This window comes from Isoptericola sp. NPDC060185 (assembly GCF_042728595.1).
Taxonomy (GTDB): domain Bacteria; phylum Actinomycetota; class Actinomycetes; order Actinomycetales; family Cellulomonadaceae; genus Isoptericola.
In genome coordinates, this window is sequence record NZ_JBHWYY010000003.1 from 54,977 (window position 1) to 71,097 (window position 16,121).

The following is a 16,121-nucleotide window of genomic DNA, read 5'->3' on the forward strand; positions in this document are numbered from 1 at the left end:
CCCCAGGAGCGTGTGATGAGCACCACGACCACCCCGACCGTCAGCCCCACCCCGTGGCGTGCCGGCGGCGGCACAGAGATCTCGGCCGAGGCGATCGACCGGATCGACCGGTGGTGGCGAGCGGCGAACTACCTGTCCATCGGGCAGATCTACCTGCTGGACAACCCGCTGATGCGCGAGCCCCTCACGCGCGACCACGTGAAGCCGCGGCTGCTGGGCCACTGGGGCACGACGCCCGGCCTCAACTTCCTGTACGCGCACCTCAACCGGGCGATCAAGGAGCGCGAGCAGTCCACGATCTACGTCGCCGGCCCCGGCCACGGCGGCCCCGGCCTGGTGGCGAACACCTACCTCGAGGGCACGTACTCCGAGACCTACTCGGACATCACGCAGGACGACGAGGGCCTGCGGCGGCTCTTCCGCCAGTTCTCGTTCCCTGGCGGTATCCCGTCGCACGTGGCGCCGGAGACGCCGGGATCCATCCACGAGGGCGGCGAGCTGGGCTACGCGCTCAGCCACGCGTACGGCGCCGCGTTCGACAACCCGGACCTGCTGGTCGCGGCCGTCGTCGGCGACGGCGAGGCCGAGACGGGGCCGCTCGCCACGAGCTGGCACTCCAACAAGTTCGTCAACGCGCGGACCGACGGCGTCGTGCTGCCGATCCTGCACCTCAACGGCTACAAGATCGCCAACCCGACGGTGCTGGGCCGCATCAGCGACGACGAGCTGCGCGACCTCATGATCGGCTACGGCCACACCCCGTACTTCTTCGTCGGCGGGTTCGACGGCGAGGACCATGCAGCCGCGCACGCCCGCTTCGCGCGCCTCCTCGACGAGGTTCTCGACCACATCGCGCGGATCAAGGCGGAGGCCGCGGCGGGCAACGACGAGCGCCCCGCGTGGCCGATGATCGTCTTCCGCACGCCGAAGGGCTGGACCTGCCCTCCCGTCATCGACGGCAAGAAGACCGAGGACTCGTGGCGCGCCCACCAGGTGCCGCTCGCGAGCGCCAGGGACACCCCGGAGCACCTGGAGGTGCTGCGCGGCTGGCTCGAGTCGTACCGCGCGCACGAGCTGTTCGACACCACGGGCCGGCTGCTCCCGGAGATCGCCGAGCAGGCGCCCGAGGGCGAGCTGCGCATGAGCGCCAACCCGCACACCAACGGCGGCCTGCTGCTCAAGGACCTGCGCCTGCCGGACTTCCGCGACTACGGGGTGGAGGTCGAGGCGCCCGGCGGCTCGGTCGCCGAGGCGACGCGCGTCCTCGGGCAGTGGCTCACCGACGTCGTGCGCCTCAACCCGGACAATTTCCGGATCTTCGGCCCCGACGAGACGGCGTCCAACCGCCTCCAGGCGGTCTACGAGGTCACGGACAAGCAGTGGAACGCGGAGTTCTTCGGGCCCGACGTCGACGAGCACCTCGCCCGCGCCGGCCGCGTCATGGAGATGCTGAGCGAGCACCAGTGCCAGGGCTGGCTGGAGGGCTACCTGCTCACCGGGCGGCACGGCCTGTTCACCAGCTACGAGGCCTTCATCCACATCGTCGACTCGATGTTCAACCAGCACGCCAAGTGGCTCAAGGTCACGAACGACATCCCGTGGCGGCGCCCGGTCGCGAGCCTCAACTACCTGCTCTCCAGCCACGTGTGGCGCCAGGACCACAACGGCTTCAGCCACCAGGACCCGGGCTTCATCGACCACGTCGTGAACAAGAAGGCCGAGATCGTCCGGGTGTACCTGCCGCCGGACGCGAACACCCTGCTCAGCACCTACAGCCACTGCCTGCAGAGCCGCCAGTACGTGAACGTCGTGGTGGCGGGCAAGCAGCCGGCGCCGCAGTTCCTCTCGATGGAGCAGGCCGTCGCGCACTGCACGCGCGGTCTGGGCATCTGGGAGTGGGCGGGCACGGAGGTGGAGGGCACGGAGCCCGACGTCGTGCTGGGCGCGGCGGGCGACGTCCCGACGCTCGAGGTGCTCGCCGCGGCCGACATCCTGCGCCGCCGCATCCCGGACCTCAAGGTCCGCGTGGTCAACGTCGTCGACCTCATGCGGCTCCAGGACGAGAAGGAGCACCCGCACGGCCTGTCGGACAAGGACTTCGACACGCTGTTCACCGCTGACCGGCCGGTGATCTTCAACTACCACGGCTACCCGTGGCTCATCCACCGCCTCACCTACCGCCGCACCAACCACGCCAACATCCACGTGCGCGGCTTCAAGGAGGAGGGCACCACGACGACGCCCTTCGACATGGCGATGCTCAACGACATCGACCGCTACCACCTGGTGGTCGACGTCATCGACCGGGTGCCGTCGCTGCGCTCGAAGTACGCCGGCCTGCGCCAGGAGATGGTGGACGCGCGCCTCGCGGCACGGCAGTACACCCGCGAGCACGGCGAGGACATCCCCGAGGTGCGCGACTGGGTGTGGCCGGACGCCGGCGACACCGCCACCGAGCAGGGCGGCCCGCAGTACGACGCCGCGACGGCGACGGGTGGCGACAACGAGTGACCGGTACGTCTCGCAGCATCTACATCGCCTCCCCCGAGGGCGAGACCGGCAAGTCGACGGTCGCGCTGGGCGTGCTGGACCTGCTGGTCCGGCAGGTCTCCCGCGTCGGGGTGTTCCGCGCCGTCTCCCGCGTCCCGTCGCCGCCGGCGTCGGACGCGGGGGGCGACGCCCCGCGCGACCACGTGCTGGAGATGCTGCTCGCGCACGACGGCGTGGACCTCTCCTACGAGGACGCGGTCGGCGTCACGTACGACGACGTGCACGCCGACCCCGAGGCGGCGCTGGCCAGGATCCTCGACCGCTACCACGCGGTGGCGGAGCGGTGCGACGCGGTGGTCGTGGTCGGGACGGACTACACGGACGTCGCGGGCGCCACCGAGCTGGCGTTCAACGCCCGCGTCGCGGCCAACCTGGGCGCCCCGGTGCTGCTCGTGGCGTCCGGGCGGGGTCGCACGGCGGAGGACGTCCGCGCCCTGGTGCGGCTGAGCGTCGTCGAGCTGCGCGCCAACCACGCCCAGCCCGTCGGCGTGGTCGTGAACCGGAGCACGCCGGCCGTCCTCGCCTCGGGGCCGACGGCGCTCGTCGGCGACCTCGACCTGCCCGTGTGGACGATCCCCGAGGAGCCGTTCCTCCACGCGCCCACGGTGGGCCGGCTCACCGAGGCGGTCGAGGGCACGCTGATGCTCGGCGACCCCGACCTGCTGGGCCGCGAGGCGCTGGAGGTCATCGTCGGGGCGATGTCGTTCGAGCACGTGCTCGACCACCTGTCCGACGGCGCGGTGGTCATCCTGCCGGGCGACCGGTCGGACGTGCTGCTCGGGCTGCTGTCCGCCCACGCCGCCGCGACGTTCCCGTCGCTGGCGGGCATCATGCTCACCGGCGGCTACGTGCCGCGCGGGGTGATCGCGCAGCTCCTCGCGGCGCTCGGCCCGCGCGTGCCGGTGGTCGCGACCCGGCTGGACACGTTCCACGCCGCCCGTCGCGCGGCCGAGACGCACGGCTACGTGACCGTCTCCTCGACGCGCAAGATCGACGTGGCGCGGGCCCTGTTCGAGCAGCACGTGGACGGGGCCGCGCTGCTGGCCCGCCTCGACCTGCCGCGCACGCGCGTCGTGACGCCGCTGATGTTCGAGTACGAGCTCATCGAACGCGCCCGCGGCGACCGCCGCCGGGTGGTGCTGCCCGAGGGCGACGACGACCGCATCCTGCGCGCCGCGTCCACCGTGCTGGCCCGCGGCATCGCGGACCTCGTGATCCTGGGCGACGAGACGTCGATCCGGGCGCGGGCCGCCGAGCTCGGGCTCGACATCGCCGCGGCCACGGTCCTGGCCCCCACCGACCCCGAGCACGTCGAGCTCTTCGCGACCGAGTACGCGAAGCTGCGCGCGCACAAGGGCATGACGGTGGAGCGGGCCCGCGAGATCGTCACCGACGTGTCGTACTTCGGCACGATGATGGTGCACCTCGGCCTCGCCGACGGGATGGTCTCGGGCGCCGCGCACACGACGGCGCACACCATCCGGCCGTCGTTCGAGATCGTCAAGACCCAGCCCGGCGTCTCGGTGGTGTCGTCGGTGTTCCTCATGTGCCTGACGGACCGGGTGCTCGTGTACGGCGACTGCGCCGTCATCCCCGACCCGACGGCGGAGCAGCTCGCGGACATCGCCATCTCCTCGTCGGCCACGGCCGCGCAGTTCGGCGTGGACCCGAAGGTCGCGATGCTGTCGTACTCGACGGGCACGTCCGGCTCGGGTGCCGACGTCGACAAGGTGCGCACGGCCACCGGCCTGGTCCGCGAGCGTCGCCCCGACCTGTCCGTGGAGGGCCCGATCCAGTACGACGCCGCTGTCGACGCGTCGGTCGCGAAGTCCAAGCTGCCGGAGTCGTCGGTGGCCGGGCAGGCGACGGTGTTCGTCTTCCCCGACCTCAACACGGGCAACAACACCTACAAGGCGGTGCAGCGCTCCGCGGGCGCGGTGGCCGTCGGCCCCGTGCTGCAGGGCCTGAACAAGCCGGTGAACGACCTGTCGCGCGGCGCGCTCGTGGCCGACATCGTCAACACCGTCGCCATCACCGCGATCCAGGCCCAGGCACAGGACAAGGACCGGGCCGAGGACCACCAGGAGGCCACCGCATGAGCATCGTCCCCGAGGCCGAGCGCCCCACCCCGTACAGCGCGTACGGGGCGCACGGGTCGGTGCTGGTCCTCAACTCGGGCTCGTCGTCGCTCAAGTACCAGCTCGTCAACCCCGTGGGCGGGGAGGCGATCGCGGCGGGCACGATCGAGCGCATCGGCGAGCCGTCGGGCATCGTCACGCACACGTTCGCGGGCAACCGGACGCGCCGCGAGCTCGAGGTGCCCGACCACGGCGAGGCGCTGCGCCTCGCCCTCGGCATGTTCGACGAGATCGGCCCCCGCCTCGCGGACGCCGGCATCTACGCGGTCGGGCACCGGGTGGTGCACGGGGGCGCGGAGTTCTCGGGGCCGGTCGTGGTGGACGACGACGTCGTGGCGCGCATCGACGCGCTGGTCCCCCTCGCCCCCCTGCACAACCCGGCCAACGTGCAGGGCATCCGGGTGGCGCGGGAGCTGCTGTCCGACGTCCCCCACGTCGCCGTCTTCGACACGGCGTTCTTCCAGGGGCTGCCCGCGGAGGCGTACACCTACGCCATCGACCGGGGGGTCGCGAAGGAGTACGACGTGCGCCGGTACGGGTTCCACGGCACCAGCCACCAGTACGTGGCCGGCAAGGTGGCGCGGGTGCTGGGCCGCCGGGTCCAGGACCTGCACACGATCGTGCTGCACCTGGGCAACGGGGCGTCGGCGTCGGCGGTGGCCGGCGGCGTCCCGATCGACACGTCCATGGGCCTGACGCCGCTGGAGGGGCTGGTGATGGGCACGCGGTCGGGCGACGTCGACCCGGCCGTCGTCTTCCACCTCGCCCGCAACGCCGGGATGAGCATCGACGAGCTGGACACCCTGCTGAACAAGCGCTCGGGGATGCTCGGGCTCTCGGGCGTCAACGACTTCCGCGAGCTGCGCCGGCTCATCGACGGGGGCGACGAGGCCGCGGCGCTCGCGTTCGACGTCTACGTCCACCGGCTGAAGAAGTACGTGGGCGCCTACGCCGCCCTGCTGGGCCGGGTGGACGTCCTCGCGTTCACGGCGGGAGTCGGGGAGAACGACGCGCGCGTGCGGGCCGCGGTCTGCGAGGGGCTGGAGGGCATGGGTATCGCGGTCGACCCGGAGCGCAACGAGCGCCCGGGTGCGGAGCGCATCATCTCCCCGGACTGGACGTCCACGCTGGTCATGGTGATCCCGACGATGGAGGAGCTGGCGATCGCGCGGCAGTGCGTGGAGGCCGTGGAGCACCTGGGCCCCACGTCGTCGGTCACGTCCGGCTGAGCGTCACCCCAGGCCGAGGCGCGCCACGATCTCGTCGACGATCTCCTCGGGCGCCGGCCCGATCCCGACGGTGAAGCCGTCCTCGTCGGGGTCGAGCGGCTCGAGGGTCTCGAGCTGGGAGTCGAGCAGGGACGGCGGCATGAAGTGCCCCTTGCGGGCGGCCAGCCGCTCGGCGAGCAGCTCGCGCGGGCCGTCCAGGTGGACGAACCGGACGGGGCTGTGGGCGGTGCGCAGCACGTCGCGGTAGGCCCGCTTCAGCGCGGAGCAGGTGACGACGGCGTGCCGCCCGCCGCCCGAGTGACCGTCCAGCCAGTCGCGGATCGCCAGGAGCCACGGGGCCCGGTCCTCGTCGGTCAGCGGGTGGCCGGCGTGCATCTTGGCGACGTTCGCGGCCGGGTGGAAGTCGTCGGCCTCCGCGAGCTCCAGGCCGAGACGGTCGGCGAGCAGGGCCGCCACCGTCGTCTTGCCGGACCCCGCGACGCCCATGACGACGAGATGGGCGCCGTCCCCCGTGGCAGTCATGCGCCGAGCATTCCCGGCGGGGCGGGCCCGCCGCAAGCCGGGCCCCGCGTCGCGCCCTCCCGCCGTAGTCTCGACGCGTGACGCTGCACTTCAGTCCTCCCTGCGGCCCGGTCCGCGGCTGGGCGGACGGCGACGTCCGCCGCGCCACCGGCATCCCCTACGCGCACGCCGAGCGCTTCCGGCGCCCGGTGCCCGCCCCCGACCGCGCCGAGGTGCTGGAGGCGACGTCCTGGTCGCCCGCGTGCCCGCAGGGGCCGGTGCCGCTCCTCGACGAGGTGCTGGGCCCGGCCGGGTCGGGCGTGCCCGTCGACGAGGACTGCCAGCGCCTGTCGGTGACGATGCCCGCCGACGCGGGCCCCGACGACCGGCTGCCCGTCATGGTGTGGATCCACGGCGGCTCGTACACCGCCGGCGCCGGGGACGTGCCGGTCATGGACCCGCGCCCGCTGGTCGCGGAGCAGCGGGTGGTCGTGGTGACGGTGACCTACCGCCTGGGCCTGTTCGGCTACCTGGGCGACGGCGGCCCGGACCGCCCCGCCAACCTGGGGCTGCTCGACCAGCTCGAGGCGCTGCGCTGGGTGCGGCGCAACATCGCAGCGTTCGGGGGCGACCCGGCGCGCGTCACCCTCTTCGGGCAGTCCGCGGGCGGGGACGCCGTCGCGCACCTCATGGCGGCGCCGGCCGCGGCGGGCCTGTTCTCCCGTGCGATCGTCCAGAGCGCGCCGCTGGGCATCTCCCGCGGCCGGGCGCGGATGAACGCCGCCATGGCGCGCGCCGCGGCCGGCGTGTCGGCGCGTACGCCGGTCGACGACGTCGTGGCCGCGGAGGCGCGGGTCGGCGACGTCGCGCGCGGCTTCGGGCTGCGCGCCGCGATGCCGTTCGGCACCCAGTACGGCCACGACCCGCTGCCGCCCGAGGACGAGGTTGTCGCGGCGTGGGACGCCGCGGCCCCGCAGGTGGCGCTGCTCGTCGGCAGCACCGCCGAGGAGGCGCGGCTCTTCGTGCGCCGCCTGCCCGCCGTGCGCCGGATCGCCGAGCTGCCCGTCGTCGGGCCGTGGGCGCGGCGCGCGATGGTCGCGGCCGTCACCGCCCGGGTCTACGGGCGTCCCGCGCGCCGGTTCGCCGCCCGGCACGCGGCGGCCGGGGGCACCGCGTACCGGTACGTCGTGACGTGGGCGGCGCAGGGCAACCCGTGGGGCGCCGCCCACACGGTGGACCTGCCGCTGCTCTTCGGCGACGAGAAGGCGTGGGCGACGGCGGCCCTCACGGACGGCGCGTCCTGGGAGGACCTGCAGCGCAGCGCCCGCGGGGTGCGGGCGGTGTGGGGCGCCTTCGCGCGGGGCGAGGACCTCGGCGCGCGCGGCGAGGTGCCGGGCGCGCTCGTCTACTCACGCGTCGACCGGGGGGCGGGCCGATGACGCTCTGGCTCGACCCGCCCGCGTGGCCCGCCCACGGCACGCTGTGGTCCCACCTCGTGTCCGACAGCTCCCTGCACGAGCTGCGGGCCTTCGCCCGCGCGCAGGGGGTGCGCGACCGGGCGTTCGACCTCGACCACTACGACGTCCCCGCCGACCTGCACGACGCCCTCGTCGCCGCGGGCGCCGTGCCCGTCACGGGCGGCGAGCTGTCACGGCGGCTCGCCGGCTCGGTGCTGCGGGTGCCGGGGTGGGAGCGCCGGCGGGCCTCCCGCGACGCGCTGCGCGCGCGGTGGGCGCGGCTGTGGGAGCTTCCCGACGCCGGGGTCGACGCCGTGGGGCAGGACCTCGTGGACCGCTGGCGCGAGCCGCACCGCGTCTACCACTCGCGGCTGCACCTGGCCGACTCCCTCGACTCCCTGGACCTGCTGACGGCCGACGGCGCACCGGGGGACGCCTGGCACGCGGCCGTCGCGCTGTGGTTCCACGACGCCGTGCACGACGGCGAGGCGGGCCGCGACGAGGAGCGCTCGGCGGGGCTGGTCGCAACGCTGCTCGGCCCGCTCGCCGGGACCGCGCGCCCGGCCGGGCGCGCCCGCGGGCTGACGACGGGCGACGTCGCCGAGGTCGAGCGCCTCGTCCTCGTCACGACCGACCACGCGCCGGGACCGGGCGACGCGTCGGGCGCGCTCGTCAGCGACGCCGATCTGGCCGTGCTCGGCGCGGACCCCCGCCGCTACGCCCGGTACGCCGCGCAGGTGCGGGCGGAGTACGGGCACGTGCCGGACGACGCCTTCCGCACCGGCCGCGCCGCCGTCCTCGACCAGCTCGCGGGGATGCCGCACCTGTACCGCTCCGCCGCCGCCGCCAGGCGCTGGGACGACGCCGCGCGGCGCAACCTGCGCGGCGAGCGGGACGGGCTGGCCGCCGGGCGCTAGGTTGCCGTCGTGACCGCGACCCCGCCCGGACGTCCCGCCCACCCGCGCCGGCGCCGCCGGACCCTGGTCGCCACCGCCGCGACGCTCGGCGCGCTCGCCGTCGCCCTGGTGGTCCCGGTCGCCTGGGTGCAGCTCACCGGCCAGTCCCGCGTGCGCCCGTCGGTCGAGGCGGTCGAGCCCGTCGACGCGATCCTCGTGCTGGGCGCCGGCCTGCGTCCCGACGGTACCCCGTCCACCTACCTGCGGCGGCGGGTCGACGCGGCGGCCGAGCTCTACCACGCGGGCGTCGCCGACCGCGTGGTGCTCAGCGGCGACGGCCAGCCGCGCCGGGACGGCACGCCCTACGACGAGCCCGCCTCGATGCGCGAGTGGATCCTCGCCCGGGGCGTGCCCGACGAGGCGCTCACCCTGGACCGCGACGGCCTCGACACCACGGCGTCGTGCCGCCGGACGGTCGACCTCACCGGGGCGCGGACCGCCGTCGTCGTCACGCAGGACTACCACCTGCGCCGCGCTCTGTTCAGCTGCGCCCGCGCGGGCCTGGACGCCCAGGGCCTGGGCGTCTCGTCGGCGAGCGCCACCCCGCGCCACTGGCTGTGGTGGCACGTGCGCGAGGTCCCCGCGTCGTGGCGCGCCGCCGTGCGCGAGCTCGGCTAGGGCAGGCGCAGCCGGCGCATGGCGCCGAGCGCCACGGTGAGCAGCCGGCTGGGTGTCTCCCCGCCGAGCGCGTAGAGCGTGTCCATGGACAGGCCCAGGCGGGCGCCCCGCTGCACGGCCACGGTCTGCGCCTCGGTCAGCGCGTCGACGGCCTCGCGGCCGTGCCGCCGCCCCAGCCCGGAGGCCTTGAACCCGCCCATCGGCGCGCCCGGGGAGCCCCACGCGGAGGTGTAGCCGTCGTTGATGTTCACCGTGCCGGCCTCGACGCGCGCCGCGAGGCGGCGGGCGCGGGCGACGTCGCGGGACCAGATGCTCGCGTTGAGGCCGAGGTCCGTGTCGTTCATGACGCGCACGGCCTCGTCGTCCGAGGCGACGCGCGTCACCGCGACCACGGGCCCGAACGTCTCCTCGCGGGCGCACAGCGCGTCCTCGGGGACGTCGTCGAGCACGGTCGGCGCGTAGAAGAAGGGGCCGACGTCGGAGCGGTGCACGCCGCCGACCAGGGCGCGGGCGCCCTTGGCGAGGGCGTCGTCCACGTGCTCGGTGACGCGGTCGAGCTGCGCCGCGGAGACCAGCGAGCCGACGTCGGACGTGTAGTCGAGACCGGTGCCGAGCGTGAGGTCGCGGACGGCGGCCGTGAACCGCTCCAGGAACTCGTCGGCGATCCGCTCGTGCAGCACGAGGCGCTCGATCGACATGCACAGCTGGCCCGCGTTGGCGAAGCACGCCCGCACGACGCCCGGCACCGTGGAGTCCAGGTCGGCGTCGGCCGTGACGTACAGCGGGTTCTTGCCGCCCAGCTCGAGCGTCGCGCCGATGAGCCGCTCCCCCGCCTGCGCGGCCACCTTGCGGCCCGTCGCGGTGGACCCGGTGAACGCGACGTGGTCCACGTGCTGCACGAGGGCGGCACCGATCTCGCCGCCGCCGGTGACGACGAGGAACAGGTCGTCGGGCAGGCCGGCGTCCTGCAGCACCTCGGCGACCCACAGGGCCGAGAGGGTGGTCTGCGGGTCCGGCTTGACCACCACGGCGTTCCCTGCGAGCAGCGCGGGCACCGCCTCGGACAGCACGAGCGTCAGCGGGTAGTTCCACGGCGCGATGGCTCCGACCACCCCCACGGGGCGGCGGTGCACGCGCACCCCGGTGAGCGCCGGCAGCAGCCCCGGCTCGCGCCGGTCGGCCAGGTACCGCGCGCCGCGCACGGCGTAGTGCCGGCACACCTGCGCGACGTCGGCGACCTCCTCGAACGCGCTGCGGCGCGCCTTGCCCGACTCCATCTGGATCAGGTCGAGGATCTCCGACTGCCGCGCGAGCACGAGCGCGCCGAGGCGGTCGAGCACGGCGGCGCGCTCCCGGACGGGCGTGCGGGCCCACTCGGCCTGCGCCGCCCGGCCGCGCCCGACGGCCGTCGCCACGTCGTCCGGCGACGACAGCGGGAACGCCGCGAGCGGGGCTCCCGTGAAGGGCAGCGTCGAGCGGTGCGTCCCGGCGGAGTGGGAGGTGACGATGCGCCGCGTCAGCGGCTCCACGACGTCGGGCTCCAGGACATAGGTGGCGGCGGGCAGCTCGGGGTCCAGAAGTTCCCCGAGAGCGCCTTCGCCCTCGTGCGCGGTGGACATGGCCGACACCCTACGCGGACAGTCTGACCGGTCCGCAACCCCCGTCCCGGTTCGTCCGGGTCGTTCGCTCTCAGCGCGACCCGTCGAGCCACCTCCCGAGCACGACGGTCTCCTGCTCTGCGTACCCCAGGCGGTCGTAGAAGCCCACGACCCGCGTGTTCGTGGCCCGTACCATGAGCTGCACCTTGCGCACGCCCCGGCCCCGCAGCCAGTCCTCCGCGGCGGCCACGGTGGCGCGACCGAGGCCGCTGCCCTGCACCTGCGGGTCGACGGCCACGTAGTACAGCCAGCCGCGGTGCCCGTCGTGGCCGGCGAGCACGGACGACACGACGCGTTCGCCCGCCAGGCCGACGAGGACCGTCGACGTCGGGGTGCGTCGCGCGTCGGCGACGTCGCGGCGCGGGTCGTTCCACGGCCGGGTCAGCCCGCAGGCCTCCCACAGCGCGACGACCCGATCGACGTCGCCGTCCTCGATCTCCCGGAATGCGACGTCCGGCGCGTCCCGGATCGTGGTCGGGGTGGTGGCGCCGGCCGTCACCGCGGCTGGTACGGCGACACGACGACCTCGACCCGCTGGAACTCCTTGAGGTCGGAGTAGCCGGTCGTGGCCATGGCCCGCCGCAGCGCCCCGACGAGGTTGAGCGTGCCGTCGGCGGTGCCGCTGGGCCCGAAGAGGATCTGCTCGAGGGTGCCCGCCGTGCCGACCTCCACGCGCTCGCCACGGGGCAGCACGGAGTGGTGCGCCTCGGGGCCCCAGTGCCAGCCCTGGCCGGGCGCCTCGGACGCCCGCGCGAGCGCCGCGCCCAGCATGACCGCGTCGGCGCCGCAGGCGACGGCCTTGACGATGTCGCCGGAGCGGCCCACGCCGCCGTCGGCGATGACGTGCACGTACCGGCCGCCCGACTCGTCGAGGTAGTCGCGGCGGGCCGCGGCGACGTCGGACACGGCCGTGGCCATGGGGGCGTGGATGCCGAGGCCCACGCGCGTGGTGTGCGCCGCGCCGCCGCCGAAGCCGACGAGGACGCCGGCCGCGCCGGTCCGCATGAGGTGCAGCGCCGCGGTGTAGGTGGACGCGCCGCCCACGACGACGGGCACGTCGAGCTCGTAGATGAACCGCTTGAGGTTCAGCGGCTCGGCGTTGCCGGAGACGTGCTCGGCGGAGACGGTGGTGCCGCGGATGACGAACAGGTCCACGCCCGCGTCGACCACGGTCTGGTAGTGCTCCTGCGTGCGCTGCGGGGACAGGGCGCCGGCGACGGTGACGCCCGCGGCGCGGATCTCCTTGAGGCGCTGCGTGATCAGCTCGGGCTTGATGGGCTCGGCGTAGATCTCCTGCATGCGCCGCGTCGCAGCCCCCGCCGGGAGGTCGCGGATCTCGGCCAGCAGCAGCTCGGGAGACTCGTACCGGGTCCACAGGCCCTCGAGGTCGAGGACGCCGAGGCCGCCGTGGTTGCCGAGCGCGACGGCGGTGGCCGGGCTCATGACGGAGTCCATCGGCGCCGACATGATCGGCAGGTCGAAGTGGTACGCGTCGATCTGCCACTCCACCGAGACGTCCTTCGGGTCGCGCGTGCGCCGCGAGGGCACGATCGCGATGTCGTCGAAGGAGTATGCGCGGCGGCCGCGCTTTCCGCGCCCGATCTCGATCTCGTTGCTCACCAGGACAGCCTACCGGCGCGGTCCTGTCGGTGGCCGGTGGCACAGTCCGTGGACATGACGACGTACGCGGACCACGAGGCAGCGGGGGCGGCGCACGCCGCGGCCCCGCCCGAGCCCGGCTGGTCCCGCGGCCCGCTGCTGGGCTTCGACACGGAGACCACGGGGCTCGACGTCCGGTCCGACCGCATCGTCACCGCGGCGCTCGTGCTGCGCTCCCCCGGCGGCAGCAGCGTGCGCACCTGGCTGCTCGACCCGGGCGTCGAGATCCCGGCCGAGGCCACCGCCATCCACGGCATCACGACCGCCCACGCCCGGGCGCACGGCCGGGAGCCGATCGGCGCGCTCGAGGAGATCGCCGCGATCCTCGTCGCGCAGGTGCGCGACGGTGTGCCCGTCGTCGCGTACAACGCGTCCTTCGACCTGACGCTGCTGGACGTCGAGCTCGCCCGCCACGGCCTGCCCACCGTCCCCCAGCGGCTCGGCCGCCCGGTCGCCCCGGTCCTCGACCCGCTCGTGCTCGACCGGTGGCTCGACGGCGCCCGCGCGGGCAAGCGCCGCCTCGGCGACCTCTGCGCGCTGTACGGGATCGAGGGCGACGGCGACCTGCACACGGCCGACGTCGACGTCCTGGCCACGCTCGACGTCCTGGACGCCCAGCTCGCCGCGCACCCGCACCTGCGCGGCGTCGCGCTCGACGCCCTGCACGCCGCGCAGTCGGGCGCGCACCGCGCGTGGGCCGAGCGGGTCAACGCCGAGCGCGCCGCACAGGCCGACGGGCGCCCGCCCACGTCCACCGCGTGGCCCGCGGCGGGCGCCCGCTGAACGAGGCGCATCTCACCACACGGATGAATCGCCTGCCCTGGAGGGCATTTTCGCGACCTCGGGCGCTGATCGGGTCCCCAATATCTCATCCATGAGATATCGTCGCCGGCATGACGATGATCGACGATGCACCCCTGAGTCAGGTCGGCGCCCTCATCCGCGGCGCCCGCCAGAACCGCGGCCTCACCCAGACCCAGCTCGCGGAACAGCTCGGCACCAGCCAGAGCGCCGTCCACCGGATCGAGCAGGGCGCCCAGAACGTCAGCCTCGAGATGCTCAACCGGATCGGCCTCGCCCTGGACTCCGAGATCATCAGCCTCGGCGGGTCCAAGCACGCACACCTGCGCGTGCGCGGCGGCCAGACCCTCTCCGGCCGCATCGACGTCAACTCCTCCAAGAACGGCGCGGTCGCGCTGCTGTGCGCCTCGCTGCTCAACCGCGGCAGGACGACGCTGCGCGGCGTCGCCCGCATCGTCGAGGTCGACCGGATCGTCGACGTGCTGCGCTCCGTCGGCGTCCGCGCGACGTGGACCACCGGCGGCCGCGACCTCGAGATCGTGGTGCCCGACCAGCTCGACCTCGCCGCCATCGACGTCGACGCCGCGCGCCGCACCCGCTCGATCATCATGTTCCTGGGCCCGCTGCTCGGGCTGCGCGACACCTTCGAGCTCCCGTACGCGGGGGGCTGCGACCTCGGCACCCGCACCGTCGAGCCGCACATGATCGCGCTGCGCCCGTTCGGCCTGGCCGTCACCGCGACCGGCGGCAACTACCACGCGACGGTCGCGCCCGCCTCGGGCGCCGACCTGTCCGTCGTGCTCACCGAGCGCGGCGACACCGTCACCGAGAACGCGCTCATGGCCGCGGCCCGCCGCGACGGCGTGACGACGATCCGCAACGCCAGCCCCAACTACATGGTCCAGGACCTGTGCTTCTACCTGGAGCTGCTGGGCGTCCGGGTGGAGGGCATCGGGACGACGACGCTGCGCGTCCACGGGCGCACGGACATCGACGTCGACGTGGAGTACGCGGTCTCGGAGGACCCGGTCGAGGCGATGAGCCTGCTCACCGCCGGCATCGTCACCGGGTCGGAGATCACGGTGGCCCGCGTCCCGATCGAGTTCATGGAGATCGAGCTCGCGACCCTTGCCGAGATGGGGCTGCGCTACACGCAGAGCGAGGAGTACGTCGCGCGCAACGGGCGCACGCGCCTCGTCGACGTCACCGTGCACCCGAGCGAGCTGCACGCCCCGATCGACAAGATCCACCCCATGCCGTTCCCCGGCCTGAACATCGACAACCTGCCGTTCTTCGCCGTCATCGCCGCGAACGCGCAGGGCACCACGCTGATCCACGACTGGGTCTACGAGGGCCGCGCCATCCACCTCACGGACCTCACGCGCCTCGGCGCCGACGTGCGGCTCCTCGACTCCCACCGCCTCCAGATCACCGGGCCCACCCGCTGGTCCGGCGCCGAGGTGAGCTGCCCGCCTGCCCTGCGCCCCGCCGTCGTCATCCTGCTGGCGATGCTCGCCGCCAAGGGCACGTCCGTGCTGCGCGGCGTCGACATCATCGCCCGCGGCTACGAGGGCCTCACCGAGCGCCTGCGCGAGCTCGGCGCCAACATCGAGACCTTCAAGGACTGATCCACCCGACCTCCCGGGCGGCGCGCCGGAACGCCCCGCCGCCGCCCGGGAGGCCGCGTCCGTCGGCGGCCTAGCGGTCGTAGACCGCGTCGACCTCCACCTCGACGAGCCAGCCGTCCACGGGCAGGTTCTCGATCTCCAGCGCGAAGCGCGAGGGCCGGGCCGCATTGACCACCATCGGCGCACCGGTCGTCGAGCCCAGCGCGACGTCGAGCGTCGCGCCCGTCGCGAGGTTCGTGTTGGCGAAGAACTGGCGGTAGGCGCGGTTCCAGCCCGCGAAGTCCATCGCCTCCGCACCGTCCGGGTTCTGCAGGAACACGCGCATCGAGACGACGTCGTCGTACGACAGCCCCGCCCGCTCCAGGTTCTCCCCGATGCGCATCAGCGCGTTGATCCCCTGGGCCTCGGTGAGGGTCACGCCGTCGGGCAGCTCGCCGCCCGGGAACACGTCGGTGGGGATGTACCGCTCCTCCGCGGTCGCGCCCGGTGCCTTGTTCAGTGCGGACGGGCCGAGCCCGGACGACTTGTACCAGGCCACGTTCTTGCCGATGGCGACGCCGTCGGCGATCGACGGGGTGGCGCCCGTGACGAACGAGTGCGCCTCGGTGGGCCGGGGCTCGAAGAGGCGCCCGCCCGCGACGGCGGTGGCGGGCACGGCGACGGCGGTCGAGACGACGACCGCGAGGACGACCTTCGTGGTGTTCTTCATGCCGGGGAACGTAGGGGTGCGCCGTTTCGGCGCGATGACGGCCGGTGGTCCATCAGAAGTCTCCGACCTGCGGCGACGCCGGCGAAACGCACTCGTTACCGCGGGCGACGGCCCGGAAACGCCCCCGACCCCGTGCCGTGACCTGCCCCTCCTACCGTCGGCCGCGGTGCTGACGGCGGCGCCCGGCATCGAGGGCCGCCCGCGTCCGTCCGTCAGA

The 16,121-nt window shown here is 74.2% G+C and carries 13 protein-coding genes; 8 read left to right on the forward strand and 5 right to left on the reverse strand.

From position 1 onward, the window contains the following. Positions 1–15 precede the first annotated feature (15 nt). Genes ACFWDO_RS01830 through ACFWDO_RS01840 form a run of 3 tightly spaced genes read left to right on the forward strand, consistent with a single transcriptional unit; the run spans position 16 to position 5,917 of the window. Positions 16–2,511 (forward strand): phosphoketolase, encoded by a 2,496-nt coding sequence (locus ACFWDO_RS01830; RefSeq protein WP_380317575.1) that lies wholly within the window; start codon positions 16–18, stop codon positions 2,509–2,511. Next, a complete protein-coding gene (gene pta / locus ACFWDO_RS01835; protein WP_380317578.1) occupies positions 2,508–4,649 on the forward strand; it encodes a phosphate acetyltransferase in 2,142 nt (713 codons plus the stop codon). Before ACFWDO_RS01830 ends, pta begins: the two co-directional genes overlap by 4 nt. Continuing rightward, entirely contained in the window at positions 4,646–5,917 is a 1,272-nt protein-coding gene (locus ACFWDO_RS01840; RefSeq protein WP_380317581.1) for an acetate/propionate family kinase, read from the forward strand. The genes pta and ACFWDO_RS01840 overlap by 4 nt, the downstream gene beginning before the upstream one ends. Before the next feature lie 3 nt (positions 5,918–5,920). Here the strand turns inward: ACFWDO_RS01840 and ACFWDO_RS01845 are convergent, their stop codons facing one another. Continuing rightward, the gene (locus ACFWDO_RS01845) at positions 5,921–6,439 is read right to left on the reverse strand and encodes a gluconokinase (RefSeq protein ID WP_380317584.1); all 519 of its coding nucleotides are present in this window, start codon (positions 6,437–6,439) and stop codon (positions 5,921–5,923) included. 77 nt (positions 6,440–6,516) lie between these two features. Here ACFWDO_RS01845 and ACFWDO_RS01850 point away from each other — a divergent pair, with 77 nt between their 5' ends. The 3 genes from ACFWDO_RS01850 to ACFWDO_RS01860 are packed head-to-tail and all read left to right on the forward strand — an operon-like array spanning position 6,517 to position 9,449. Further along, the gene (locus tag ACFWDO_RS01850) at positions 6,517–7,857 is read left to right on the forward strand and encodes a carboxylesterase family protein (RefSeq protein WP_380317587.1); all 1,341 of its coding nucleotides are present in this window, start codon (positions 6,517–6,519) and stop codon (positions 7,855–7,857) included. Further along, positions 7,854–8,792: a DUF4031 domain-containing protein gene (locus ACFWDO_RS01855; RefSeq protein WP_380317590.1), complete on the forward strand. Its 939-nt coding sequence runs from the start codon at positions 7,854–7,856 to the stop codon at positions 8,790–8,792. The genes ACFWDO_RS01850 and ACFWDO_RS01855 overlap by 4 nt, the downstream gene beginning before the upstream one ends. A 9-nt stretch (positions 8,793–8,801) precedes the next feature. After that, complete coding sequence (locus ACFWDO_RS01860) at positions 8,802–9,449, forward strand: vancomycin high temperature exclusion protein (RefSeq protein WP_380317593.1); 648 nt, start codon at positions 8,802–8,804, stop codon at positions 9,447–9,449. Here the strand turns inward: ACFWDO_RS01860 and ACFWDO_RS01865 are convergent. From ACFWDO_RS01865 to ACFWDO_RS01875, 3 genes are all read right to left on the reverse strand, one after another. Continuing rightward, positions 9,446–11,068 carry a succinic semialdehyde dehydrogenase gene (locus tag ACFWDO_RS01865; RefSeq protein WP_380317596.1) on the reverse strand — a complete coding sequence of 541 codons (1,623 nt, stop codon included), beginning with the start codon at positions 11,066–11,068 and terminating at the stop codon, positions 9,446–9,448. The two genes, ACFWDO_RS01860 and ACFWDO_RS01865, sit on opposite strands and share 4 nt — an antisense overlap. Positions 11,069–11,138: 70 nt before the next feature. Beyond that, entirely contained in the window at positions 11,139–11,606 is a 468-nt protein-coding gene (locus ACFWDO_RS01870; RefSeq protein WP_380317599.1) for a GNAT family acetyltransferase, read from the reverse strand. Beyond that, positions 11,603–12,727, reverse strand: coding sequence for a GuaB3 family IMP dehydrogenase-related protein (locus ACFWDO_RS01875; RefSeq protein WP_380317602.1), 1,125 nt, complete (start codon positions 12,725–12,727; stop codon positions 11,603–11,605). The genes ACFWDO_RS01870 and ACFWDO_RS01875 overlap by 4 nt, the downstream gene beginning before the upstream one ends. Positions 12,728–12,781: 54 nt before the next feature. Here ACFWDO_RS01875 and ACFWDO_RS01880 point away from each other — a divergent pair, with 54 nt between their 5' ends. Further along, entirely contained in the window at positions 12,782–13,549 is a 768-nt protein-coding gene (locus tag ACFWDO_RS01880; protein ID WP_380317605.1) for an exonuclease domain-containing protein, read from the forward strand. 110 nt (positions 13,550–13,659) lie between these two features. Then, a complete protein-coding gene (locus tag ACFWDO_RS01885; protein WP_380317608.1) occupies positions 13,660–15,195 on the forward strand; it encodes a helix-turn-helix domain-containing protein in 1,536 nt (511 codons plus the stop codon). Between the two features lie 70 nt (positions 15,196–15,265). On the opposite strand, the gene ACFWDO_RS01890 is transcribed toward ACFWDO_RS01885, so the two are convergent. Then, on the reverse strand, positions 15,266–15,904 hold the full coding sequence (locus ACFWDO_RS01890) for a Rid family hydrolase (protein WP_380317611.1): 639 nt from the start codon (positions 15,902–15,904) through the stop codon (positions 15,266–15,268). Between the last annotated feature and the right edge of the window lie 217 nt (positions 15,905–16,121).

What these genes read in the sequence shown, in the direction of transcription:
- ACFWDO_RS01830 (WP_380317575.1), top strand. Translation starts at nt 16, where the DNA reads ATGAGCACCACGACCACCCCGACCGTCAGCCCCACCCCGTGGCGTGCC.
- ACFWDO_RS01840 (WP_380317581.1), top strand. Translation starts at nt 4,646, where the DNA reads ATGAGCATCGTCCCCGAGGCCGAGCGCCCCACCCCGTACAGCGCGTAC.
- ACFWDO_RS01845 (WP_380317584.1), bottom strand. Translation starts at nt 6,439, where the DNA reads ATGACTGCCACGGGGGACGGCGCCCATCTCGTCGTCATGGGCGTCGCG.
- ACFWDO_RS01855 (WP_380317590.1), top strand. Translation starts at nt 7,854, where the DNA reads ATGACGCTCTGGCTCGACCCGCCCGCGTGGCCCGCCCACGGCACGCTG.
- ACFWDO_RS01865 (WP_380317596.1), bottom strand. Translation starts at nt 11,068, where the DNA reads ATGTCCACCGCGCACGAGGGCGAAGGCGCTCTCGGGGAACTTCTGGAC.
- ACFWDO_RS01880 (WP_380317605.1), top strand. Translation starts at nt 12,782, where the DNA reads ATGACGACGTACGCGGACCACGAGGCAGCGGGGGCGGCGCACGCCGCG.
- ACFWDO_RS01885 (WP_380317608.1), top strand. Translation starts at nt 13,660, where the DNA reads ATGACGATGATCGACGATGCACCCCTGAGTCAGGTCGGCGCCCTCATC.
- ACFWDO_RS01890 (WP_380317611.1), bottom strand. Translation starts at nt 15,904, where the DNA reads ATGAAGAACACCACGAAGGTCGTCCTCGCGGTCGTCGTCTCGACCGCC.